Origin of the sequence: Idiomarina rhizosphaerae (assembly GCF_024159085.1) — a bacterium.
Taxonomy (GTDB): Bacteria; Pseudomonadota; Gammaproteobacteria; order Enterobacterales; family Alteromonadaceae; genus Idiomarina; species Idiomarina rhizosphaerae.
In genome coordinates, this window is sequence record NZ_JAMZDE010000001.1 from 349,925 (window position 1) to 372,926 (window position 23,002).

At 45.4% G+C, this 23,002-nt stretch carries 21 protein-coding genes and 1 tRNA gene; 8 read left to right on the forward strand and 14 right to left on the reverse strand.

Translation table 11 applies throughout. From position 1 onward, the window contains the following. Nucleotides 1–24: 24 nt before the first annotated feature. Together NJR55_RS01735 and NJR55_RS13690 are read right to left on the reverse strand one after the other, a co-directional pair. The gene (locus NJR55_RS01735) at nucleotides 25–1,191 is read right to left on the reverse strand and encodes an NAD(P)/FAD-dependent oxidoreductase (protein ID WP_253617301.1); all 1,167 of its coding nucleotides are present in this window, start codon (nucleotides 1,189–1,191) and stop codon (nucleotides 25–27) included. Between the two features lie 130 nt (nucleotides 1,192–1,321). Further along, nucleotides 1,322–1,444: a hypothetical protein gene (locus NJR55_RS13690; protein ID WP_275978004.1), complete on the reverse strand. Its 123-nt coding sequence runs from the start codon at nucleotides 1,442–1,444 to the stop codon at nucleotides 1,322–1,324. Between the two features lie 258 nt (nucleotides 1,445–1,702). Between NJR55_RS13690 and NJR55_RS01740 the strand changes: the two genes are divergently transcribed. Further along, on the forward strand, nucleotides 1,703–3,760 hold the full coding sequence (locus tag NJR55_RS01740) for a TonB-dependent receptor (protein WP_253617302.1): 2,058 nt from the start codon (nucleotides 1,703–1,705) through the stop codon (nucleotides 3,758–3,760). 117 nt (nucleotides 3,761–3,877) lie between these two features. Here NJR55_RS01740 and NJR55_RS01745 read toward each other — a convergent pair whose 3' ends face one another. Further along, the gene (locus NJR55_RS01745; protein WP_253617303.1) at nucleotides 3,878–4,213 is read right to left on the reverse strand and encodes a zinc ribbon domain-containing protein; all 336 of its coding nucleotides are present in this window, start codon (nucleotides 4,211–4,213) and stop codon (nucleotides 3,878–3,880) included. A 122-nt stretch (nucleotides 4,214–4,335) separates the two neighbouring features. On the opposite strand from NJR55_RS01745, the gene NJR55_RS01750 reads away from it, so the two are divergent. Continuing rightward, nucleotides 4,336–4,752 carry a YqaA family protein gene (locus tag NJR55_RS01750; RefSeq protein ID WP_011233330.1) on the forward strand — a complete coding sequence of 139 codons (417 nt, stop codon included), beginning with the start codon at nucleotides 4,336–4,338 and terminating at the stop codon, nucleotides 4,750–4,752. 39 nt (nucleotides 4,753–4,791) lie between these two features. On the opposite strand, the gene NJR55_RS01755 is transcribed toward NJR55_RS01750, so the two are convergent. Both NJR55_RS01755 and NJR55_RS01760 read right to left on the reverse strand, forming a co-directional pair. Next, the gene (locus tag NJR55_RS01755) at nucleotides 4,792–5,253 is read right to left on the reverse strand and encodes a DMT family transporter (protein ID WP_253617304.1); all 462 of its coding nucleotides are present in this window, start codon (nucleotides 5,251–5,253) and stop codon (nucleotides 4,792–4,794) included. A 9-nt stretch (nucleotides 5,254–5,262) separates the two neighbouring features. Continuing rightward, the gene (locus NJR55_RS01760; RefSeq protein WP_253617305.1) at nucleotides 5,263–5,697 is read right to left on the reverse strand and encodes a DMT family transporter; all 435 of its coding nucleotides are present in this window, start codon (nucleotides 5,695–5,697) and stop codon (nucleotides 5,263–5,265) included. Between the two features lie 96 nt (nucleotides 5,698–5,793). Between NJR55_RS01760 and NJR55_RS01765 the strand changes: the two genes are divergently transcribed. From NJR55_RS01765 to NJR55_RS01780, 4 genes are all read left to right on the forward strand, one after another. Beyond that, on the forward strand, nucleotides 5,794–6,732 hold the full coding sequence (locus NJR55_RS01765; RefSeq protein WP_253617306.1) for a LysR family transcriptional regulator: 939 nt from the start codon (nucleotides 5,794–5,796) through the stop codon (nucleotides 6,730–6,732). Between the two features lie 216 nt (nucleotides 6,733–6,948). Further along, nucleotides 6,949–7,719, forward strand: coding sequence for a type IV toxin-antitoxin system AbiEi family antitoxin (locus tag NJR55_RS01770; RefSeq protein ID WP_253617307.1), 771 nt, complete (start codon nucleotides 6,949–6,951; stop codon nucleotides 7,717–7,719). A 68-nt stretch (nucleotides 7,720–7,787) separates the two neighbouring features. Continuing rightward, the gene (locus NJR55_RS01775) at nucleotides 7,788–8,366 is read left to right on the forward strand and encodes an HD domain-containing protein (RefSeq protein ID WP_253617309.1); all 579 of its coding nucleotides are present in this window, start codon (nucleotides 7,788–7,790) and stop codon (nucleotides 8,364–8,366) included. 29 nt (nucleotides 8,367–8,395) lie between these two features. Next, nucleotides 8,396–8,821, forward strand: coding sequence for a bifunctional diaminohydroxyphosphoribosylaminopyrimidine deaminase/5-amino-6-(5-phosphoribosylamino)uracil reductase RibD (locus NJR55_RS01780; RefSeq protein ID WP_253617311.1), 426 nt, complete (start codon nucleotides 8,396–8,398; stop codon nucleotides 8,819–8,821). 105 nt (nucleotides 8,822–8,926) lie between these two features. Here the strand turns inward: NJR55_RS01780 and NJR55_RS01785 are convergent, their stop codons facing one another. The 5 genes from NJR55_RS01785 to NJR55_RS01805 all read right to left on the reverse strand — a co-directional run bounded on the left by NJR55_RS01785 (nucleotide 8,927) and on the right by NJR55_RS01805 (nucleotide 12,672). Beyond that, a complete protein-coding gene (locus NJR55_RS01785) occupies nucleotides 8,927–10,243 on the reverse strand; it encodes a type II toxin-antitoxin system HipA family toxin (RefSeq protein ID WP_253617313.1) in 1,317 nt (438 codons plus the stop codon). After that, entirely contained in the window at nucleotides 10,243–10,515 is a 273-nt protein-coding gene (locus NJR55_RS01790; protein ID WP_253617314.1) for a helix-turn-helix domain-containing protein, read from the reverse strand. The genes NJR55_RS01785 and NJR55_RS01790 overlap by 1 nt, the downstream gene beginning before the upstream one ends. 529 nt (nucleotides 10,516–11,044) lie before the next feature. Then, nucleotides 11,045–11,476 carry a DUF3592 domain-containing protein gene (locus tag NJR55_RS01795; protein WP_253617316.1) on the reverse strand — a complete coding sequence of 144 codons (432 nt, stop codon included), beginning with the start codon at nucleotides 11,474–11,476 and terminating at the stop codon, nucleotides 11,045–11,047. A 60-nt stretch (nucleotides 11,477–11,536) separates the two neighbouring features. Continuing rightward, a tRNA-Arg gene (locus NJR55_RS01800) sits at nucleotides 11,537–11,613 on the reverse strand. Between the two features lie 114 nt (nucleotides 11,614–11,727). Next, nucleotides 11,728–12,672 carry a helix-turn-helix transcriptional regulator gene (locus NJR55_RS01805; protein ID WP_253617318.1) on the reverse strand — a complete coding sequence of 315 codons (945 nt, stop codon included), beginning with the start codon at nucleotides 12,670–12,672 and terminating at the stop codon, nucleotides 11,728–11,730. A 126-nt stretch (nucleotides 12,673–12,798) separates the two neighbouring features. Between NJR55_RS01805 and NJR55_RS01810 the strand changes: the two genes are divergently transcribed. After that, nucleotides 12,799–13,437, forward strand: a complete 639-nt coding sequence (locus NJR55_RS01810; RefSeq protein WP_253617324.1) for a glutathione S-transferase family protein — start codon at nucleotides 12,799–12,801, stop codon at nucleotides 13,435–13,437. A 135-nt stretch (nucleotides 13,438–13,572) separates the two neighbouring features. Here the strand turns inward: NJR55_RS01810 and NJR55_RS01815 are convergent, their stop codons facing one another. The 3 genes from NJR55_RS01815 to NJR55_RS01825 form a co-directional block, all read right to left on the reverse strand. Continuing rightward, entirely contained in the window at nucleotides 13,573–14,574 is a 1,002-nt protein-coding gene (locus NJR55_RS01815) for an AAA family ATPase (RefSeq protein WP_253617325.1), read from the reverse strand. Between the two features lie 81 nt (nucleotides 14,575–14,655). Then, complete coding sequence (locus tag NJR55_RS01820; RefSeq protein ID WP_253617327.1) at nucleotides 14,656–15,336, reverse strand: response regulator transcription factor; 681 nt, start codon at nucleotides 15,334–15,336, stop codon at nucleotides 14,656–14,658. An 83-nt stretch (nucleotides 15,337–15,419) separates the two neighbouring features. Then, nucleotides 15,420–18,422, reverse strand: coding sequence for a TonB-dependent receptor domain-containing protein (locus NJR55_RS01825; protein ID WP_253617329.1), 3,003 nt, complete (start codon nucleotides 18,420–18,422; stop codon nucleotides 15,420–15,422). Between the two features lie 266 nt (nucleotides 18,423–18,688). On the opposite strand from NJR55_RS01825, the gene NJR55_RS01830 reads away from it, so the two are divergent. Then, entirely contained in the window at nucleotides 18,689–20,089 is a 1,401-nt protein-coding gene (locus NJR55_RS01830) for a sensor histidine kinase (protein WP_253617331.1), read from the forward strand. Nucleotides 20,090–20,128: 39 nt separating this feature from the next. On the opposite strand, the gene NJR55_RS01835 is transcribed toward NJR55_RS01830, so the two are convergent. Continuing rightward, the gene (locus NJR55_RS01835; RefSeq protein WP_253617333.1) at nucleotides 20,129–22,888 is read right to left on the reverse strand and encodes a M16 family metallopeptidase; all 2,760 of its coding nucleotides are present in this window, start codon (nucleotides 22,886–22,888) and stop codon (nucleotides 20,129–20,131) included. Nucleotides 22,889–23,002: the final 114 nt, after the last annotated feature.

The following is a 23,002-nucleotide window of genomic DNA, read 5'->3' on the forward strand; positions in this document are numbered from 1 at the left end:
CCACCATATTATTGGGCTTGCTAGTTAACCGTTGAGACGGTCAAACGAGAATAATTTTGCCAACCGGTGCTCTTTCCCTTCAATTTGATCACGGAGCAGTTTTGCGCCTATCATGCTGTAGGTAATACCGTTACCGCCGTATGCCATAGCAAACAAAACTCGCGGGCCATACTGTCGGTTCGTGCCAAAAAAGGGTAAACCATCGGACGTTTCTGCAAAAGTGCCCGCCCAGGAAAAAGTAGGACGCAATTCAAAGCCCGGAAACAGCTCCGAAATACGCTTAATCATTTTATCGCACTTATCTTTTACCCGGCCGTCACGCCTTGAGGGAATATCAACATCGTCATCTTCACCACCAACCAATATGCGCCCTTCTCCCGTGGTACGAAAATACAAGTACGGGCGCGCCGACTCCCACATCATGGTGTTGGTTAACTCTCCCAGAGTGTCTGCATCCATAGGGTCAGTGATAAACACATAAGTGCTGCGGTTTTCAGAAACCTTTTGTTTCAGCCACCTTTGCGAGGCATAACCCGCCGCCATTACCACATGCTGACAACTTAGTTTTGCGCCTTCGGTAGTGCGCAAAGTAACGCCATTCTCTGATGGGGTTATTGACTCAATGGTGGTTCGGTCAAACACCTGACCACCGCGTAGCACAACCCGATCCAGCAGCCGGTAAGTCATTCGGTAGGGGTCGATGCGCGCAGCGTGATGAGTCAGAATAGCACCTGACGAGAAAAGACCGTAGCGCTCCTGTACTTCGTCAGCCTTGAGCCAGTCGACTTCAAAGCCATGTTTTTGGCGCAACGTAAACTCATTGTGCAGAGTCTCTTTATCTTCCGCCTGGCTGGCAAAATAAAGGCTTTTCTGACGAGCAAAGTCGACATCGCCGACTTCAGATGCAAGTTCAGAGAGACTATTAATGGCATCAGAGCAGCCCTGATAAGCCTTAACACCGTTATCCTCTCCGCACCACTTAAAGAGATCCAACAGGTGCGTGTCAATTTCATATTGCAGTAACGCGGTGCTGGCTGATGTGCTTCCCCAGGCGATATCTCGCTGCTCTACCACCGTGGTGTCAAAACCGTTGGCAACCAGCTCATCAGCAATTAAAGCGCCAGTAATACCGCCGCCAATGACGACAACATCACATTTGATATCAGACCGCACCGCCGGAAAGTTCGACATAAGACCATTCTTTATCGGCCAAAACGGGTACCCACTTTTCAGATCCACTGTCTCTCCCCAGCGCGAATGCAAGCCTATTCAACAAAAAAGCCCAGCATAAATCTCGCTGGGCTCGGGGTTGCGTAATTAACTACGCTTTTTTAGCAGGTGCTTGCTGAGGCTGCTTTTGGTCTTTTTGCTGACCAGGGTTCGCCTGCTTTTGTTCGCCTGATTTATTCGGCGTTTGTGAACCTTTATTTTCTTGCGTATTCATTGTCAACTCCTTAAAGAGTCTATTAGCATCACTCAATTATGACGCTATTTTAAAGTATAGACGGCTCTTAGAAATATGTATGTCCGTTACCGTAAATAACTCAGTATTTCTTTAGATGCATCTAACAATACTTGACGGATAGAAGCTCCACGTAAGCAGTCCTCCGAATAACTTCTTCTTTGAGCAAATAGGACACCTTGCTTTATTTTAAATGAATAATATAATCATTCTCATTTAGATTAATAAAAATAAAGGGGAATGATTTTGAATAAGTTTATCTTTACTGGAGCGGTGTTTTCGCTATTTAGCCCAGCCCTGTTTGCGCAGACAGCGGATGTTGAAAATGGCGATAAAGGTGAGAAACAAATAGAGCGAATTTCTGTCGTAGGCGCTGCGACAAACTTTAGCGTAACTGCAGACGATATTGAGCAGTTTCAGGCAAATGACCTTGCTGACATTTTTCGGGAGTCGCCCTCGGTAAGCGTAGGTGGCTCTGTTGGAGTAGCTCAAAAAATTTATATTCGCGGCCTTGAAGATGCGTACCTTAATGTGACCGTCGATGGCGCGCAGCAAACTTCCACCCTGTTTCACCATATTGGTCGTGTAACCCTGGACCCAGATTTACTGAAACAAATAGACGTACAGGCCGGCGCCGGTGAGGCGACCAGTGGTCCGGGCGCTATTGGAGGTTCCATACGCTTCAAGACAAAAGACGCTCAGGATTTATTACATAGTAACGAGCAGTTTGGTGGTCGTTTAAAAGCGAACTACTTCTCTAATGATGGTACGCGTTACAGCGGCACGTTATACGGTAGGCTTAATGACTCATTTGGTCTTTTAGGTTATTTCAGTACTGTTGATCGCAACACTATGGAAGACGGTGACGGCAATAAAATATACGGTACAGCAGCAGACCAGAATCTGACCTTTTTAAAAGCAAGTGGTGACATTGCCAATAATCATTATGTGTCATTAAGCTTTGAGCAACGCGACGAAGAAGGCGAATTCTCTGCCCGTCCGAACTGGGTTGTACCCGAAGGTTCACCACTTTATCCAAGCGCCGCTAAACGTGACACCTATGTCGCCAATTACCGGTTTGACCACAGTGATGCGGTGTACCTTAAAGCGACCGCTTATCAAACAAGCTCATCGTTTCGCGGTGGCCGTTTTGATTGGTTAGCTGAAATTGACACTCAGGGTTTTGATATTCGTAACACCAGCGAAACTCTGAACCACAGTTTTACTTACGGCGTCGATTATCGCAATGATGAGGTAGAAAGTGGTTCTGCTGCCGGCCCGAAAGAAAACTCAGAAGAAAGCAGTGTATTAGGCGTTTACGCGCAAGCACATAGTCATATTACAACCGATCTTTTGTTTAGCTACGGCGTACGCTATGACGATTATGATTTCCAACAACACATTCTGCTCGATGAGTATTCTGGCGAGCCTGTAACGGATACGGCGGCGAGCCTCGATGACAGTGAGTTTAGCTTTAACGCCGGTTTATCGTATCAGTTGTCGCAGGCATGGAAATTGGGCCTGAGTTACGCCGAAGCTGCCAGAGGTAAAGAAATAGGCGACGGCTTTACTCTGGACGAATACCTTTACGATGGAAACGACATTCCGGTTGTCGCCGGTGATGTCGTACCGGAAACGGTTGAGAACATCGAAACCTCGATTGAGTACAGTGCTAATAATCTGAATGCAAAATTCAGTGTTTATCAATCAACCATATATGACGTCATTTTCAGTGGTTTCGCAGGGAACTCTGTTTACAACAACATTGGTGACGTTGAGTCGACAGGTGTGGAATTTAACCTTGCGTATCGTTGGAATTCGCTGGATATGTACTTCGGCTTCTCCAGCGCAGATTCCGAACTTTCACCGCGCGACGACTTGTACACTGAAAGCTATGATTCAATTGATTTGAACGCCTATGAGTTTAATGGTTTAGGTAACAGCCGTGGTAACACCATTGTACTGGGTGCAGACTACTTTGTTACAAACAACCTGAGCTTTGGTTTTAATGTGACTCAAGTAGATGACATTAATATTAAGACCCTGCATCAGGCGCTGGAGAATGGCTGGACCGACTCGCTGTATACCTTAAACAAGCCAAGTTATACCGTCGTTGATCTCTATGGCGCGTGGGATATTACTAACAACTTTTCGGTGAATTTAGCGGTAACTAACCTTCTGGACGAGCAATATATCAACCATTCAAGTGTCGGTGACTACAGCGATGTGTTCCCTACCGTGATGGGGCCTTATGAGGCTGGCCGCGACATTCGCTTGTCTGCAACCTACGATTTTTGAAGCACTACGTACGTAAAGAGGTATTCGTCGGTTGATGCGTATAAAAGACTGATGAACGAACGACTCGTAAGCCCAGCAACGGTGTTGTTGGGCTTTTGTTCTTTTATTTAAGTCTATTTAAGAAGAATGCGAGCGCCAAATTCTAAAGCGCGTCACTATGTACCAGATAAGGCCGCCGATAAACATAATCAGAGGTATCACATTGATTTCGTTACTTTGCTGAGATTCCTCGGAGGTTAGAAAAAACCAAAGCACACCCACGATGAGAATAACGAGCGATAACACACCTTGTATTTGCAAACTTTTCGAGGTGTTCTCGGAGGTAATCGTGCTGTTTTCGCCCGGTTGATTCTCTTGTTCCGATTTTTCACTCTTCACAAAACCACAGGCCGGGCAGCTATAGTTATTATCCAGTACCTGATCTTCACACTTTGGACATTTTTCAAATGCCATTGAGGTACCTCTCTGTTTTATTTATGAGTGTTCATTATTTAGTGTAGTCAAAAACTTTTGTGTTTGTCATTTCCAGTACGCTGATGACATCCGTTCTAAGCTGTGCCACGTAATAGGGTTTTATGTATTTAAGTATATTCCTGACAGCCTTTCTGGCCGCCACAATACTGCCTGCTCAGTCTGAGTTTGTGGTAGTGGCAGCCCAGCGCATGGATTACGATGTCTGGATAATCTGGTGGCTGGCCTCAATCGGAAATACGCTGGGGTCAGTGGTTAACTATGTTCTGGGCCGTTTTTTGGTACGGTATCAGGATCGCCGCTGGTTCCCGTTCAAACCAAAATCTCTTGCCCGTGGTCATCGCTGGTTTGAACGCTTTGGTAAGTGGTCGCTGCTGATGGCCTGGGCCCCTTTCATTGGTGACCCTCTCACCTTTATAGCCGGTATGTTGCGGTTAACCTTCTGGCAATTTTTGATACTGGTTTTTATTAGTAAAGCTGGCCGCTACGCTATTTTGCTTGGTATTACGCAGTTGTTTTAATGTGCTGTAACGGCCTGCCTGGTCGAAACGCGCCGCCCCCTAAGCCAGTTGCTTTTTCTCGTGCTTAATACTCGAATGTATGAAAAACAGAGCTACGCCCAGGCAAAGCACGGCGCCAATTCGAGAGACCGAGAGAGTAACTTCGGAGTTATCAAACCAACCAAGGGTGTCAATTAAAACACTCATCGCGAGCTGACCAAAAATAACCGCCACAGTCGCGACCGCGGTTCCTATCTTCTGTACTGCAAGTACCATAATGACAATATAAGGAACGCCACATAAAGCACCGAGTAATTGCCATTTCGGCACATCTGCTAGCGTCATCGCGTAGCTGGGTTCGAAATAGAAAATGAGCAACCCGGTAATAATGGCGCCGAGTAGAAAAGTCAAAAAAGCACTTTTAAAAACACCAACTTTACTGCCAAGCTCACCGTTTACGGCAGCCTGAATACTCAGTGCAGCGCCGCCCACAATGGCGATAATAATCATGAATAATGTCATAATACTTCCTTAATCCAGCGCCATGAGAACGAGTGCGACAATAATAAAAAAAAGTGCAATGAAGCGCCTGCCGTCAACTCTACGAGGTGGCGTGCCAAACAAACCATAATGATCGATAATAAAGCTCTTGGTAATTTGCCCCACCAGGATTCCAATCATAGTCATAGCAATGCCAATGACCGGAACAGTTAGAGTCAGTGCAACGACATACACCGGACCTAGCAGCCCCCCTGTAAGGGTCCACGCGGGCTGTGATGAGAACGAAGGACTATTGCGAGGACTGAAAAACAGCATGAGAAGGAAGGTCAGCGCCGCGCCGACTCCAAAAATGCTTAACGTTGCCCAGAGCTTTCCAACCTGTGAGCCAAGCGGTCCAAGCAGCCCAGCCTCAACTGAAAGGCCCATGCCGGCAAGTACCGTTAATAAAACCATAATAATTTGCATAAGCTACCTCTTACTTTTCAAGAACAGCAGCCTACCCTAGACTCAGCAACCGAAAAATGGGAAGGTTCACTAAACTCTTTTGCGAATTTTGCACAAATGAACTCAATTAACGCAATAAATCTCAGAGCACTGCAGTTTTTTATCGACGTATATGACAGCAAAAGCTTTTCAGTCGTGGCTCGGCGGGAAGGTGTGTCACCCTCTATGGTTTCGCGTGTAATTCAGCAGTTAGAGGATGCGTTAGGCCAGCAGCTGTTTTATCGAAATACCCGGGCGATTATGCCAACCGAGTCAGCTCGCCTATTTATTGAGTTTGCTCGCGAAACCAGGGAGCAATTTCTTGATGTGAGCAATAGACTGCAAGATAGAAAGGATGAGCCGGAAGGTATAGTCAGAATAAATGCGCCGGTTTATTTTGGGCAACGGCATATTGCGCCCTGGTTACCAAAGCTATTTCTGCGTCATCCTAAACTTCGTGTTGAACTCACTCTAACCGACGACTACGTTGACCCGCACCTGGAACCTGCGGATGTTATTTTTCGAATTGATACTCTGAATGATTCGTCACTACATGCGCGAGTTTTAGGGAACCAGACTTATCATTTGGCAGCCAGTCCCGAATATGTGAAAACACACGGCGAACCTCACACTCCAGAAGATCTAACTCAGCATAATTGTTTGGTCTATAGCGGAACATCAGGACCAAACCGCTGGCTTTTCAAAGAACCGGATGGCAACTGGCGCCAACAGGCAATCACCCCTATTTTAGCTTCTAATAACGCAGATACTCTGCTCACCTCTGCATTAAATAGTACAGGTATCGTGCTTTTTCCCGACTGGCTAATTGGCGACTACCTGAAAAATGGCAGCCTAGTGAAACTACTTAAAAACCGCCCTACAGCCATAAGAACGACACCACAATATATTGCCGCTATTTATCCTGACTCCCGGCACCCACCTCTTAATGTGAGAGCTGTGATTGACTACTTCGTGGAAGTTTTTGGCTCACCACCGTATTGGCAATACGGTGAGTAGAGCTAATCAGTAATTTATTTAGCTTCTGAAATAGGTACTTTTCGGCTGTAGTATTTCATAGGCGCAATAACCATCTAGATTGAAAAAGCGTAAATATGCGCTTATGGTAAGCACGCTGGTTTGAAATTTTACATAGTTAAGTACTTATAGCACGAAAATATAAAACAATATAAACTAAAAACCAACGTGGTTTATAAATTAATCTAGAGAAGCACCATGAGTACCGAAATAACGTCAAAATTAAACAGACTACTGAGTACTCAACCTACCGGTGTGGTACTTTGCTCGTCCTGGCTTGCCGATAATGGTTACAGCGTTGACTTGCAGCAGCGGTATAAAAAAAGTCGGTGGTTTGAGTCTATCGGCACTGGCGCATTAATACGCCACGGGGATCAAGTTGATTACCTAGGTGCCGTATATGCAATGCAAACCCAGCTGGGACTATCGGTTCATCCATCCGGCAAGACGGCTTTGGCGTTGCAGGGCAAATCACACTACCTTGAGCTCTCCCCAAAACATGCTCAGCTGTTTGGCAACCAAGGCGAGCATTTGCCGCTTTGGTTTAAAAAGCGAGATTGGGGTCTTAACGTAAAGTCCACCCTCACCAACTTCTTACCCCCAGAGGGGGGCTTAACCGAAATATCGCATAAGCAGTTTAAGGTGAAAGTATCCGATCCGGCACGCGCGATAATGGAATGCTTATACCTGTCACCAAAATCACAACCATTAGTAGAAGTTTATGAACTAATGGAGGGGCTGAATAATCTACGCCCAGCGTCCGTGCAAAAACTTCTGGAGGCCTGCAAATCAATAAAGGTTAAGCGGCTATTTCTTTATCTGGCCAACAAAGCCGGCCATGACTGGATGCGTTACCTTAACTTAGACAATATAGACTTGGGCTCCGGCAAGCGCGCGATAGTAGCCCATGGAGTCTATGTGCCGAAGTACCAGATAACGGTACCGAAAGCATTGGAGGCAATGGTATAACAGAGTGAAATGCCTATTACTAAACATCGGGCAGCGAAGGCTGGCGTTAAACAAGGAAAGGAGTCTTGATGAAAAAAATAGAAGAAATCCTAAATTTCATAGTTGAGATAGAAAAGTTAAAAGGCGTACAGCGCAAAACGAAACCTGTGGGATTCGAACGATACGAAAACTCAGCGGAGCACAGTTGGCACGTTTGTCTCTCCGCTTTGATGCTAAAAGACTTTGCCAATGAGCCGGTAAATATCGACCGTGTTATCAAGATGCTCCTTATTCACGACCTTGGTGAAATAGACGCTGGTGATACCATTATCTATGCCAGCGAAACGAATGAGCTAAAAGGCAAAGAAGCAGCCGGTATTAAACGGATTCTGAGCATTTTGCCCGATGGAATGGAAGATGACTTCATGGAGCTATGGTATGAGTTCGAAGCGGGTGCAACTGCAGAAGCCCGGTTTGCGAAGGCGATAGATAGAGTACCACCCCTGCTTCATAATATTCATGGCGACGGACACAGCTGGAAAGCGCATGGAATTACGAAAGATAAGGTGTTTTCCGTAAACCAACGAATTGAGAACGGCAGCGAAGCACTTTGGTCTGTTATGCGCAGTAAACTTGAGAGCGCTGTTGATGAGGGCATACTTAAATAAACCAGTTAAACAGGGTTTGAAGGTTTCAAATGTCTGAAAAATTCATGCTGGACGCTTTAGAAGTTTCCAAACAGGCGCTTCCCCACTGTGAACCAAATCCTCCTGTCGGATGTGTACTGGTTAAAAACGGCCAGATAGTATCGAAAGGATTTACGCAAGCCATTGGCGGAAGTCATGCCGAAGTAGAGGCTTTAAATGCTCATTCAGGGGAGCTCAACGAGGTGACTGCCTACGTTACGCTCGAGCCTTGCTCTTTTGTCGGACGAACTGCAGCTTGCGCGAGCACACTTCTCGCTTCGGGTATAAAACATGTAGTTATCGCCATGCTTGACCCGGACGTAAGAAACAATGGTAAAGGAGCAGAAATACTGAGAGCGGGAGGCATAAAAGTTGAGGTCGGCCTGTGTGCTGAAATGGTGGCTCAGTTCCTTACGCCTTACTTAGGAAAATCGTAGAGACCTTGGGTACCATCAATAGCTTATATCAAAAAATTTAGGCTAAAAGTCAAAAACAGCACGCAGAAAATACCCGCTAAACTCGTGGCTAGTTTTACTTGGCCACTACAATTCGATGAGTAGGCGGCGTTTACGCTCTTGCATGCCATCAAAGATTGGTGTCGAAACCCTTGTCGGGAAATCATCCGGTAAATCGCCTTTTACTCGTTCAATAACGTCATCAACCTGATCACACAGGCCGATGATAATTTCACTCATTCTGGTCGGACTGAATTCAGCCTCTTTCGCTGCGTTTAAAAAATGACGCTTAAAAATTTGATAGATGTTCCACTTTTTCCCCCCCGTCCCTCGCAAGCTCATCGCAAGTTTCAAGTCGCGAATATTGATGCCTGTTCCACCCACAGCAGTATAAGCAGAAATAATGTCGTACAAAGGCGTTAAACGGAAAGCCCCATAAGGCTCAATATGCACAGAGAAATTCTTTGCGTGCCCATCAGTCGCGCCTAATAGAAAGAAAAGAACCTGTGCCCCCATAAAAGTCTCACGATCACCCGTGGAATCAGCAGACCCCTGAAGATGCTTCATAATACTGGCAATCGATGGACCGTCATCCGATTCGTATTTTCGTGCGGATGGCAGGCCAAGCACCTGGCAATAGTCTTCTTGAGGGAGTCGCATTAACCAGGAGTGATCACTTGAATATGTGCGATCAAAGCGCTCAATGGCGAGGGCTTTAACATTTGGTGTGATAATTACCTCACAATCCGGTGCTTCAAAACCGAATGCTCGTGCAATTTTTAAGCAGAGCATTTCATTTTCGACGCTGTCACTTAAATCAATTGTGTGATCGTGGCTGTGAATCTTCCCAATCGGAAGTTTAATGATATGAGTAGTCGGCGTGTTTCCATTTGGAATACACCATGCACCATCTATTTTTAACAGGGCTGTTTTCTCCTGAGCCCCAGCAATTGATATTCTAAAATCGTCCAACTCCCGAAGCATGCCCAAGGGCGCCTTGGACTGATAGCCTTTTAAAACACGTTCTAACTTCTCTTCGGTGAGTTTTTCATAACGCAGTTCACGAATATTCCCTGGTTTTTCTCCTGCCGGGACGAACTGCAACGCACCGACACTATCTTTTCCAGTAGCCTCCAGTAGATCAAATGCTTGATCGGAGTCGGCTTGATAACGGGCAACAATCCGGTCTCTAACTTCCTCATTGTCAGGCAGCAGGTTATCAAAAAAGTTAATAACCTCGTGCCCTGAATAAGCGTCATGACGTAAGGGCATAGATAAAGAGATTGGCCGTGCACCCTCTTTATCAATCCACATCTCATCATAACGAAATGTGTGAGCGCCGGAATCATTTCGACTCAGGTAACCTACGCAGTAGCCGTTCATATAGACGTCGAGCGTATTCATTACCACTCCTCAGTCCATTCATCACCAGGCGTTGACGAATCAACGTTCTTCTTCAGAACGGTGCCTTTAGGTTTCACTGCCAGCTCGAGCTCTAAAGCGGACAGCAAGCGAAACAACGTATCGAGCTGCATTTTCTCTGGCATTGATTCAAACTTAGAGACCGTCCCCTGCCTAAGTCCGACTAAATCACCAACCTTAGCTTGACTCAGGCCGCGACGTCTTCGTTCATCCCGTAGGTAGATCGATAATGCTTTGGGATCAGTAATTTTCATTACATCCTCTCTTATACGCAAATTCGTATGAAACTAGTATTATACGCAACTCCGTATAAGTCAAGATATATGCGCGAATGCGTATAATACTGAACCTATACGCACTCGCGTGTAAAAGAGGCGTTCTATTCATCTTACACATGAAAACTTCCCCGTACTTAGCTGTCCAAAATCGGATCTAAGGTCAACGAAAGTTTTCGGAGGTAACTCCGAACAAAAAGCACACGAAAAAGAATATAAAAACCGCGCCAAATTTGAAATAAAACTGAGTAAATGTGCTAGTTTAAGGCCGTAGGGCTTAAGGCAAGGGATACGGGGTAAAGTGGTTTGGGAAGAACACGGCGCACGTTATGAATTGAGTGCTTCTTCTAGTCTGTTATACGCTACTCGGTGTTTTTCTTCACTCATTTTTTCAGCTTCCACCGAACCGCCGGCAGCTACCCAAAAATATTAAACCCAAGTAAAGTTAGTCCAGTTTGCGTAGTTTAACGTCAAAAGAGACACCTTTTCCTCCTTCAGTCACTAGCAATTACGAACCAAATAGCTTACTCCTAATTAAACGCACCAAATTCAAACCAGAAAACAACATTAAACCTAAAGATGCAGCAAAGAGTATGAAAACCACTTCATCTAAGCCTTTTAACAAATATGCAGTTGAGTGTTTTTTCGGATCGAAATATACCCGTACTTTTTCACCTGCTTTATAGCGCTCGAGCAGCTTGTCCTTTTCAGATCGAGTTAGCATAGCGTTGAAGTTAGCAACTTTATCACTCTCATAAGTCTCCCCCTCAACTGTATACTTATAGCTAACTTCGAGGATATACCTTTCTTTATCGTGATTTATTCTTTTTTCACTAGAAGAAATTATGAAGCCGGTAACATTAGGCCAGTCATTTGTTTTTAATCCAGTAATGACTATTGATGCTAAATAGACACACCAAAGAAATGCGCCAATGAACATAAAAATGAAAAATAACTTACTATTTTTAAACATATTTAGCCGTGGAAAGCCATGCCAAGATGGCGCGCCCGACAGGAGTCGAACCTGTGACCTCCGCCTCCGGAGGGCGGCGCTCTATCCAGCTGAGCTACGGGCGCGTAGTTAGGAGTATTCAGAGCAGGCGTGGATTTTAGGGAATATCTGCCGCAATGTCCAGTGCAGCACGCCTTTCGCGTGTTACAAAAGCTTGAATAGGCTACGCCGACAACACTCTAACAATAACTCATAAGCTGCTCGGCGCGCCGCCGCAAGGCTTGTTTCAAACTGTCGGGGCTTATAATGGTGAAGTCGAAAGGCAAGCGAACCAGCCACCAGGCAAACCATTCTGTGCTGTCTACTACGGTTTCAATAAATATCGCGTTGTCTTCCTGGGTTAAAATACTGGCGCTTGTGCCTAGCTCGCGGGTCGCCGTATCCAGGTCGGTATGTAATAACACTCGCACCTTCAGGTTCCCTGGCATGGCACACAGGCTTTGTTTGAACTGCTCGGCGGCGTTGTAGTTTAAAGGCCTCTCAAAGGTCGCTTTAAGTAATGTCACCTCGGTTAAACGGTCTAATCGAAACGTGCGCAGTGCCTGTCGCAAATGGCAGAATCCGCCTATATACCAGTGCCCTAGCCTATAGAACATTCCGTATGGGTCTAGTTCGCGCTGCTGCCCGGGCTCAGCTTTGCCCACATACATAACTTGTACCCGCCGCTGGCTCTCTATGGCTTCCATTAATGGCATTAATAACGACTGCTCCTGCGGCAGCCCAGAGTCGGGCAATAACAGGTTTGTATGCTGAGTAATGGAACGAGCTCTTGCCTGAATATGCTCTGGCATAACGCGCTCAAGTTTCGCCTGAACGCTGGTCAACGCAGGCGAGGCATCGGTCAGCTGAAGAGTCTTCGCTGCCAACAAGCCTAACGAGAGCGCCAGCGTTTCTTCATGAGTAAACATCATCGGCGGCAGCTTAAAACCGGTAACTAGCATGTAGCCCCCATGAGGACCATGCTCTGTGGTAACCGGAATACCCAACTCCTCAAGCGCACTGATATAGCGCCTGACTGTGCGTTTATCCACGCCTAGCATTTCTGCAATTTCAGTGCCGTTCAAGCGCTTGTGGGACTGCAATAACTCCAGTAAGGCAAGTACTCGTGTTGTCGGACCGGTCATAATTTTCCTGAAAAAAGGCGGTGAAAATAAATTGAGATAAATATTTTTATATAGGACTAATTATGACCTATATAACCAATATAGTTCTTATCAGAAGTAAAACCCATAATAAAAAGGAGCTGAGCTATGAAAGAAAATATGTCTAAAAACACCAAAGAAATCGTTTTCTATACTAATCCTGAGTCTCGAGCACGCATTGTTCGTCGTATGCTGGAAGAGGTTGGCCAGCCGTATACGGTCAAAGTACTTAACTACAATGGCGAGATGAAAACACCCGAGTATCTGAAAGTTAATCCGTTAGGAAAGGTGCCAGCAATACAACACGGCGATTTGGTTGTTACGGAAACAGCGGCTATTTGTGCCTACCTGGCCGATCAATTTCCGGAAAAGAACTTAGCGCCACCGCTGGACAGCCCGGAACGCGGAACTTACTACCGTTGGTTATTCTTTGCGGCCGGTCCGGTGGAAATGGCCAACAGCGCCAAAGCCTGTGGCTGGAACCTTGAAGATAACCTGCAAATGGTTGGCTCTGGTAGTCACGATGATGTTCTGAAAGCTCTTGAATTAGCCGTTTCTAAAGGGCCTTATATTTGTGGCGAGCAGTTTACCGCGGCCGATGTATACGTTGGCAGCCATATTAGCTGGGGCATGCAGTTCAAAACGCTCGAGGAACGGGATTCATTCAAAAGCTACGTTAAGCGCATTGAAGAACGCCCCGCTTTCCAGCGGGCAACGAAACTGGATGACGAATTAAGCAAGAGCTAAAACGTCTGAAAATAAGCAGCCAGAAGGCCCTGGCTGCTGACTCTTTTAATCGGCGGTTTCCCGCTCAAACGACGGTGATGGAAATATATAAACCCTTTCCCTGTCGCAAGTAAGCATATTTAACGACACGCACGGTCAATCAATAGCATACGGTGTTTTCAAATCTTTTAATAACTTCTGTAAAAGTTTGTCACTGGTAATGCCCGCAGCTTGCCCTTGAAAATTGATGACCAGACGATGGCGTAATACAGGCATTGCAATAGCTTGAATATCCTCGACACTCACGGCATAGCGATTAGCCACTAAAGCCCGTACTTTTGCCGCCAGCAACAAGCCTTGAATGCCGCGAGGTGAAGCGCCTAATGCAACATAACGATTGATCTCATCATTGGCATAGTCGCTGTGAGGCTGAGTTCCCATGACTAAACGAATGGCATAGCTTTTAGCGATTTCGGGAACCGGTACTTGTCGCACGATTTGCTGCATCAGGCATAAGGTCGGTGCATCCGCGACGGTATCGATTTCAATACGCTGGTTACTGGTGGTGCGGTCTATGATGGTATGGTAGTCCTGCTCATTCGGGTATCCGACCACTAGTTTAAATAAGAAGCGGTCTAGTTGCGCCTCTGGCAAAGGATACGTACCTTCTTGATCAACCGGATTTTGTGTTGCCATAACGCAAAAAGGTTCCGGCATCTTAATGGTATTCCGCCCAGTAGAAATTTGTTTCTCTTGCATTACTTCAAGCAGAGCCGCTTGAGTTTTTGGCGTGGCGCGATTAATTTCGTCGGCGAGAACCAAATTTGCGACCACCGGTCCCTGTTGAAACTGTAACTGATGATCGCCCTTCGCATCAGAAGTCAGCATAGCCGAGCCGATAATATCAGCTGGCATCATGTCGGGGGTAAATTGGATGCGCGAGAAGTTCAAATTGACCGCATGACTTAAGGCATTGATTAATTGTGTCTTACCTAAACCGGGTACGCCTTCCAACAGCACATGGCCACCGGCAAATAAAGCAGTCAGGACACCATCAATCACATCGCGCTGACCGACCATCACACGCCCAACTTGCTCGCTTATACGCTGGTATAATTGTTTAAATAAGTCCGCATCCTGCTTTGCGCTATTATTCATGAACGGTGACTCCGCGTGTGACTATGATTATCAATATCCTGTCAGTTTCTCATAACAAGCTTGTCGTAAACTGACATTCAGTCAGGTTGTTTTGGTTTCTATCAAGCTATAACCAATCCCACGCACAGTCTGAATTTTTATTTTATCGGTGTATTCGCCCAAGTGCTTACGCAAGCGCGAAATTTGTGACTCCAGCGTATTTGAACTGACCAACTTGTCGTAGCCATAAACACGCGACTCCAGCGCTTCCCGTGTAATCAAGGTGCCTGGCCTCGACATAAGCGCTTCTAACACTAAGGCTTCAGTGCGGCGCAGACCTAGGGTGGCACCATTCACTTGAAAGCAGCGGCTCTCGACATCAAAGCTTAACGGTCCAAAGGTCTTAATTTCGTGATTAATGGGGAGCGGATGACGTAATACGTTACGGATTCGTGCTAGCAACTCCCGTGGTTCGAACGGCTTGGCAATATAGTCGTGTGCGCCAGATTCTAAACCAGTAACTTTATTATCAATATCGGCAAGCGCTGTTAATAAAATCACGCGTTGGGGTTTTTGTTGACTATCTAAAAAGTTGAGTAACGAAATACCATCTCCATCGGGAAGCAACCGATCTAGTAGAAGTAAATCAAATTCATTATCAAGTAATGCAGTTTTTGCCATACTCAAGCTGTCAGCCAAATCGACAACAAATCCCTGCTTTTCTATGTAAGCGATTAGTGTTTCTGCGATATTAACATCATCTTCGACTAATAAGATTCTCATACAAGACACCTCAACGAATAATACAGGTCGGGACACACAACCACAAAGACGCGGTTGTGTGTCAGACTTGCCAGGGAGACAAGCTAAAACTCATACTGCAATTCTAGCGCTAATGTACGGCCAGCAACATTGTAGCGAGCGGTGTCGTATGGACGACGCTGCACGACGACAAAAGGAGGTTCTTTGTCGAAAATGTTACGTCCGGCAAAATTAACCCGCAAATCATCCGTTAGTTGATACATCATAGTTAAATCGATGGTCGTGTACGAGCTCACTTTCTTTGCGTTTTCCGGGACATCGATGACACCACCGTACATATTTAATTCATAGTCGTTGATGTACTCTGGAGTGAAATAAGCAAGTAAGTTCACGGTCAAATCATCATAGTGATATCGAATCGTACCGTTGATTTTATAGTCATCTACCCCTAGCAGTTTGCCAATATCAGATATAGGCGCCTTATTCTCAAACGCAGTCATTTCTGCCTTAAGGTTATCAAGATACAATGCTTCAAAATCAAAATTACCAAACGATGTATTCAGCGCATAGCGCGCTTCGTATGTAATAGACGCATATTTTGAGCCGACGACATTAAATATCATGTTCTGTTGTCGCGTGATTTTGCCGTTTTCATCACGTGGAAAAAACTCCCCCAACTGATATATTTCATCAGTGGTGAGAAAACGGTTTAATGTTCCATTACTTGCAAATTCATCGCTAATGGTTGTTTCACTATAGTTAATATCTGCCGAAAACCCAGATATCATATTACTAGGACGCCACGATAAACCTAAAGATCTTTGAATGGAGGTTTCTGGCTTCAAATCTGGGTTAGGAGCCGTAAATTGTGGGACATTATAACCCTTGGTGCCATCATCATAGACGACATCACAGTCATTGGTACAATCATATAATGGATCATCATAAATGGTGACGTTGTAAACCCGCTCGCCAGTGGTGCTGAACATTTGTGTAAACGGGGGCGCTTTAAAACCCCTATTCCATTTTCCTCGAATTGCAAGATCATCATTAACCTCCCACAAGAAACCGAAGCTTGGTGTGGTTTTACTGTATTTGTTGGTACCGTAAATTATCTCCCCTCCTTGCTCAATTGGAACATCATCAATGGTACCGACAGCCCCTTCGGTTTCGTATGTATCGCGACGAGCAGCTATGTTGAAAGTTAATCCATCAATGAGAAAGGTGTTAAACTCGGCACCGAAAACTGGAATATTAAATTCAGCAAAGTAAGCGTAACGATCTCGACTTACTTTTTCGCCAGTGTAATTCCGTACCTCTCGGCTGGAAATCCCGTCGTCATGAAGCTCACCTCCAATAGCATAATAAACTTTGCCCGCAGGTAGCTCTGCCAACGTGCTAATGAAGCGCAATTCAAAATTTTTAGTTTGAGAACCACGAGTTTCATTTTCCTGGATATCACGATAATAAAAGGTATTAACGGCATCACCGGCGCCTCCTGATTTCCAGGGATTAAACGCAACATCAGGATCTTGGCTCATTAGTGCCGCACATTGGCGCTCAAAAAGGTCTTGATAATAGGTTAATTCTTCACCTTCAAAGCGGTTATTTTCAAGTTGGAAATTATAACAGCGATAACCATCAGGTGAACTTTCATCTCTGATAAACGTAGCCGTGGAACCCAAGAAAAACTGCTCACCTTCGGTTTTAGATGCCGATGTAGTGTAAACAAAGTCGAGTTTGCTATCTTTACTAAATTCATAGGTTAAACCTAGATTTAGATTCCAAACTTGGCTCTCATTCATAATAGCATCAGCGGGTAAAGTGCCCGACTGAATTTCAGCATCAGGAGAATAATTTACAGTTGTCGCGGGCTCCCAACTGCTAAAGCTATACGCTGGAAACGGATTATAATATTGTCCTGGAGCTAACTGTATTGTTAGTCCTGTTGCAAAAGTTTGTTCTTGGCGATTTTTACTGCGACTAAATAATCCGTTTCCTGAAAATATTAGATTTTCAGTAAGTTGTTGTTCAAGGTTTAAAGTCAAACTGGTGGTTTCTGTTTCAGGTCCGGCTAACTCAGGTACAAAATCGGGCTTATCTTCGCTGCCTAGTTCAATAAAATCACTTACACTAGGTCGACCGACAAACCCCTCTGGAACGCTTAAACCTCGCTCAACCGTCGTAGATTGGCCTGTATCGGGATTGTAAAAAGATTCGGTCTGATTAATAACCCCCGGCTGTAAACCCCGACTGAACGAGCGTTTATCGTAGTCTGGGTTATCGTTAAAATAGCCTGAATAGTCTTCGGTATAATATCCGGTCTTATAGTTGTTAACCGGTTTCCGTTCGCTATAATCCGCGGTGCCTGAAATACTCCCTGAGGTCCATGCATAGCCTGAGTATAAGCTCAAACGGGAATTGTCAGCACCATTATTCGAGTATTCTTTTTGCGCGCTAAAAGTGCTGCCAACATAATCTTTCTTTAAGATAAAGTTGATGACCCCGCCAAGCGCATCAGAACCATAAACTGCTGAGGCTCCGTCGGTATGAATTTCAACTCTCTCTATGGCACTAAGAGGGATACCATTAAGATTAACAAAGCCATCTTCGATACCGGCAGCTCCCGCCATACGTCGACCATTGATCAGTATTAGTGTGTTACCAGCCCCCATACCTCCGAGATTAGCAGCTGATACACCTAACGAACCGATGCCCGTAACCGATGCCGGTCCACGATCATTTAACGAGCCTTTTTGCCGCTCGTTGGTAATCGCACCAATGTTGGAAATATTCTGTGGCAAAGTACGCATTAATTCAGCTACGCTCGTGACACCGCGCGCACGAATTTCCTCGGCATTAATTGTGATACTACGTGCGGTGACATCGCCGAATTGCAAGCGACTGCCGGTAACCTGAATTCGTTCAATTTGCTCACGGCTGCTAGGTTCAAAGCCGGAGTCTTGCTGCTCTGTTGAATGGGGAGCCGTATTGCTTTTGGTTTCGCTTTCGATCAGATCCTGACTGGACCAGGTTGCTGCACTGGCTGAATGTGCGCCATATATCGCTAACGCGATAAGAGACAGCTTAAATGTCTGGGTACGCATGATATGTTGCCCTCTGCCCTGTTTCTTATGGTTGTTATTTTTATTTGCTATTATTAGATGCAGCACAGCGTTTATTTCGCTACATTAACAACCTTGTAACATGACAACCTTGCACCAACCTTGCGCCGATTAATTTTTCAACAACTATAATTACTCAACGGATAAACGTTGGCAGATGAACAGTTCATCGCTATGGTGTTGGCAGAACTATACCAATAACTGATCACAGCATGCGAAAAAGCTCTCCGTTTAAATGGTTTAAATCGATGTTTGGTCAGATGGCCATACTGACCGCATTTGTTACCTGCGTGGGCACATATTACCTGGTGATCCAACCGACGTTGGAGAATACTCAGTTTGTAGAAAGCTCTCCGATACAGGCGACGTTAAACCGCACTATTGTTGAATTTAATCAGTATATTTTTCAGCGTCGTGAAGGCTCAGACTTGCCTTTTAGAGAAAGTGACTATCTACATAAAGTCAGGCAGGCTAATCCGGATTTTCGCTACTATTTACGTTTCGAAAACGATGTTTTTGACAGCGGTGCAGGAAGCTTATTTTATGAACGTTTTGGTTTTCGTCAATTCAACCTGTTAAATAAGCAGTTCAGTACTTCAACACTGTGTAGCAGCGCCATTGATACTTTCCAACATAATGGTAGTAATGCCTATTACAAATATTACTCTTGTAATGGTTCTTTTGACTATTATGAGTTCAGTGGCTTGAACACGGCTATAGAGACGTCAACGACTAGCATGGTTATGTTTTATCTGTCTCGGATATGGGCATCAAGCCAATATTTAATCTTTTCTGCCGGTGCTGTATTTTTGGTTTTTGTGCTAATGATGGTCGGCAACCTCGTCATGATCCGCCGTGTGGCTCGTTTAGCACGATCGTTTGATCCAGAATCATTGGATCAACAATTACCGGAAGAGGGGCTACCCAACGAAGTTGTACCACTGGTACAAGCCGTCAATCAAATGATTGGTAAAGTTGATGAAACTCATCGACGGCATAAATTCTTTCTATCCACCGCAGCGCACGAAATGCGCACACCATTGACGGTTTTACGCAATCGTTTAGAAATGATGGAGGAAAGTGAACTAAAAGAGAAGTTAATCGGTGACGTGCGGCGCCTAGTAAACCTGGTCAATCAGTTGTTGACGTTAATGCGAGGCGGCCCCAAAGCCATCGATACCGAAATTGATATTGTGAAGTGCATTCAACGGGTTTGCAGCGAGCGTCAGTTAATTGCCGATGATAAAAATGTGGCGCTACGTTTGCAAACTGAAGTGCCGTATTTTGCGATGCTTGCAGATCGAGGTCTGATGGAGGTGGCGATTGCTAACTTAATCGATAATGCGCTGTCTTTCTCACCCGCGGGTAGTGAGGTATTAATCACCCTCAGCGCTGATGGTAAGTTGTCAGTACGTGACCATGGGCCGGGCATTCCGGCGCAGCATTTAACCGCTTTGTTCGAGCCTTTCGCTAAGTTTCCGCCGAACCGTAACGGTCACGGATTAGGACTAGCGATAGTGGAAGCCGCTGTCACTTTGCATGGTGCAAAAATTGAAGCGTGTAACGCTACGCCAAATGGCGCAATTTTCACCATTCATTTAAACCCAAGTCAGGCTCCGTTACCAAATAACGAAAAAAGCCCCCAATAATTATTTGGGGGCCAGTCGGGTCATCACTCACAACTCGGTTTAACGCAGTTTATTACCGTAGATATCCCACACTTCAATTTCGCCAAAGTTCAGCGCACGTATATCGTCTTCAATTTTGCTCAAGTCCCCCGCGATAACCCAAGTTAATTGCTCCGGCTTAAAAGTTTGTTTAGCCAGTTCCCGTGCTTGTTTCAGCTGTACTTGCTGATAGCGGCCTATTGTACCCTCAGCACGATCATAAGGAAGTCCGAATGTCGCCGAGCTGACAATCGACGATAAAAACGATGCGCCACTGCTAAAATGTGACGGGATAGCGCGAATTGAAGAAATACGATCCCGCTCTAGCTCTTCAGCTGTTAGCGGTTGGTCACCAATATAAAGGCTAATTTCCCGTTTAATCTCGCGCATGCTAGCGGCGGTTTTATCGGTTTGCACACTGCCATTGGCTGAGAATACGCGCTGCCCTTTCGGGGCGTTAGATATACTACTATAGAAACCGTACGCCCAACCTTTATCTTCACGCAGGTTCATATTCAGACGACCGTGAAAACTACCTCCCAAAGCATCATTTACCAGCGTCTCAGTGGCAACAATATCAGCTTTGAAGGGAGCTAATAACTGACCTGCGGTAATGCTGCTTTGCTGCGCACCAGGCACATCCAATAAAATAATTTTGGCTTGCTCTGGCTCCGCTACAGGTACGTTACCCAACGCTGAAGGCTGTACTTGTCGCCAATCACCAAAGTAGTTATTGGCCAGCTGAGTTGCGTGTTCCAATGTAATATCACCGATAAGATAAAGAGTGGCGTTGTTAGGGCCGATTTCATTATCGTGAAAATCGACCACGGCATCCCTAGAGATCTGCTTACTTTCGGAGCGTGTATCAATCTTACCATACGGGTGAGACTTGCCCCAAAGTGCGCGCTGATAAATAGCGTTGGAAGCTTGCATGGGGTTGCTTTCATAATTGTCATAAAAGGCATCAACATTACTGATGATCCTATCAATTTCTACTTGCGGGAAACTGGGTTCCCGGAGCATTTCTGCAACCAATCCAAATGAATCATCGACGTACTCGGTTAGGCTACCCCAACTAACACTACTAAAACGTTCGCCAGCGGCACTGCTGAAATTCATACCAATGGCATCGATACTGCGCGTTAATGCTTGTTTATCTGAGCGCTTGGTGCCCAAGCGCAGTAAACCGAAGGTGTGCGTTGCAACATCTGTGGCATAAGCTTTTTCAGCCAATGACCCAGTGTTGAACTGCAAAATCGCATCCACCACAGGCAAGTTATGGCGTTCAGCGACCACCAGTTTCATACCGTTGGTTAAGGTTGTTTCCGTGATCTCGGGGAATGTCACTTTACCGTCAAAAGCGTCTGGTTTTGGGATTTCGCTGCGATCCACCTCGACCTGTCCATCTTGAAATTTTGGTAAAGGTAATAACACCGATTCAAAATAAGGTTTAGATAACCAAGTCTTCGTCAATTGACGAATCTCGTCGGCAGATGCATTTCTAATCCAGTCGCGTTGTTTCAAGAAAAACAGCGGATCATTCTGAAGAATGTAACCGTTAACCAGATGATTACCAATAGCCGAATTGCTCTCTAACGAGCGAATTAACGAAACATTCGCGCCGGTTGCAATGGCCTCCAAACGATCCTCATCAGGGCCTTCAGTAAAATACTGCTGTAAAGCATCATTCAAAGCAGCATCCGCTTGTTCGGTTGTTACGCCAGGGCGCAGAGTCATGGTTAAACGAAAAATACTACTGATGGCGCTAGGACTCACACCGGCACTAACATTTAATGCAACTTGTTTTTCATCAACCAGGATACGTTGCAATGGTGTAGTATTGGAGCCCGTTAAGGTCAAACCAGCCAAATGCAGCAACGACGTTGCTTTGCTATCACCGTTGGGTAACGGCCAGGCACGTGAAATGGTCGCAGTGCCCACCTTATCATAAGCAATATCGCGCTTAACGCTATCAAGACTCGGCACCCACTGCTCCACCCGATCAATCGGCTTCCCGGCGGGAGCGTCACCAAAATAATAGCTAACTTTAGCTTTAGCAGTATCGACATCAACATCACCGGCTAAAACAAGCACAGCGTTAGATGCGCCATAGTAATCCTCAAACCATTGCTTGACGTCGTCTAAAGAAGCATTATTCAAATCATCCATTGAACCAATAATGCTATGTGCATAGGGATGCCCTTCTGGATAGAACATACGATCAAAGCGTTCGTGCACTTTTGCACCTGGTTTTAACTCTCCTTCTCGTTTTTCATTTTTCACCACCTCGCGCTGCTCATTTAGCATTTCCTGAGTAATACCGTCGGCCATGTGAGCCATACGGTCAGACTCCATCCACAAAGCCATATCCAGAGCATTGCTGGGAACAGTCGCGTAATAATTGGTGCGATCTTTATTAGTGGTACCATTCATACCAGTTGCACCCGCTTTATCGAACGGTAAAAAATACTCTTGCTGACGGTTTGGCGTCTGTTGAAACATAAGGTGTTCAAACAAATGTGCAAAACCGGTTTTTCCCTTTGGTTCATCTTTAGAACCGACACGATACCAGACACCAACAAAAACATTAGGAACGGTTGAATTGTTATAAACCAAGGTTGTTAGACCATTAGGCAGGGTAAACATCTCGTAGTCGATATCGACTTCGTGATTAATGGTCGAGTTACCAGAACTGGTCTCAGCGGCGGTTACTGCTAACGACAGCGTCAATAGGGCGCTGGTTAGCAATACCGAAAGCAGTGTTGTTTTTAATGTATTCACACGATTAATCCTCAAATTACGTAGAGAGTTACGATAGTGAATACGCATTTAGACATAGCAACCTTGCAGCGACCTTACGCTGTGTAACTCATTTTTCAATCAAGTTATAACGAC

Excerpts from the sequence above, each read along its gene's own strand:
- NJR55_RS01805 (WP_253617318.1), bottom strand. The coding sequence starts at position 12,672 with ATGACCGGTCCGACAACACGAGTACTTGCCTTACTGGAGTTATTGCAG.
- NJR55_RS01775 (WP_253617309.1), top strand. The coding sequence starts at position 7,788 with ATGAAAAAAATAGAAGAAATCCTAAATTTCATAGTTGAGATAGAAAAG.
- NJR55_RS01830 (WP_253617331.1), top strand. The coding sequence starts at position 18,689 with ATGTTTGGTCAGATGGCCATACTGACCGCATTTGTTACCTGCGTGGGC.
- NJR55_RS01735 (WP_253617301.1), bottom strand. The coding sequence starts at position 1,191 with ATGTCGAACTTTCCGGCGGTGCGGTCTGATATCAAATGTGATGTTGTC.
- NJR55_RS01765 (WP_253617306.1), top strand. The coding sequence starts at position 5,794 with ATGAACTCAATTAACGCAATAAATCTCAGAGCACTGCAGTTTTTTATC.
- NJR55_RS01790 (WP_253617314.1), bottom strand. The coding sequence starts at position 10,515 with ATGAAAATTACTGATCCCAAAGCATTATCGATCTACCTACGGGATGAA.
- NJR55_RS01820 (WP_253617327.1), bottom strand. The coding sequence starts at position 15,336 with ATGAGAATCTTATTAGTCGAAGATGATGTTAATATCGCAGAAACACTA.
- NJR55_RS01760 (WP_253617305.1), bottom strand. The coding sequence starts at position 5,697 with ATGCAAATTATTATGGTTTTATTAACGGTACTTGCCGGCATGGGCCTT.
- NJR55_RS01755 (WP_253617304.1), bottom strand. The coding sequence starts at position 5,253 with ATGACATTATTCATGATTATTATCGCCATTGTGGGCGGCGCTGCACTG.
- NJR55_RS01750 (WP_011233330.1), top strand. The coding sequence starts at position 4,336 with ATGTATTTAAGTATATTCCTGACAGCCTTTCTGGCCGCCACAATACTG.
- NJR55_RS01810 (WP_253617324.1), top strand. The coding sequence starts at position 12,799 with ATGAAAGAAAATATGTCTAAAAACACCAAAGAAATCGTTTTCTATACT.
- NJR55_RS01740 (WP_253617302.1), top strand. The coding sequence starts at position 1,703 with ATGATTTTGAATAAGTTTATCTTTACTGGAGCGGTGTTTTCGCTATTT.
- NJR55_RS01770 (WP_253617307.1), top strand. The coding sequence starts at position 6,949 with ATGAGTACCGAAATAACGTCAAAATTAAACAGACTACTGAGTACTCAA.
- NJR55_RS13690 (WP_275978004.1), bottom strand. The coding sequence starts at position 1,444 with ATGAATACGCAAGAAAATAAAGGTTCACAAACGCCGAATAAATCAGGC.
- NJR55_RS01815 (WP_253617325.1), bottom strand. The coding sequence starts at position 14,574 with ATGAATAATAGCGCAAAGCAGGATGCGGACTTATTTAAACAATTATAC.
- NJR55_RS01780 (WP_253617311.1), top strand. The coding sequence starts at position 8,396 with ATGTCTGAAAAATTCATGCTGGACGCTTTAGAAGTTTCCAAACAGGCG.
- NJR55_RS01825 (WP_253617329.1), bottom strand. The coding sequence starts at position 18,422 with ATGCGTACCCAGACATTTAAGCTGTCTCTTATCGCGTTAGCGATATAT.
- NJR55_RS01795 (WP_253617316.1), bottom strand. The coding sequence starts at position 11,476 with ATGTTCATTGGCGCATTTCTTTGGTGTGTCTATTTAGCATCAATAGTC.
- NJR55_RS01745 (WP_253617303.1), bottom strand. The coding sequence starts at position 4,213 with ATGGCATTTGAAAAATGTCCAAAGTGTGAAGATCAGGTACTGGATAAT.
- NJR55_RS01785 (WP_253617313.1), bottom strand. The coding sequence starts at position 10,243 with ATGAATACGCTCGACGTCTATATGAACGGCTACTGCGTAGGTTACCTG.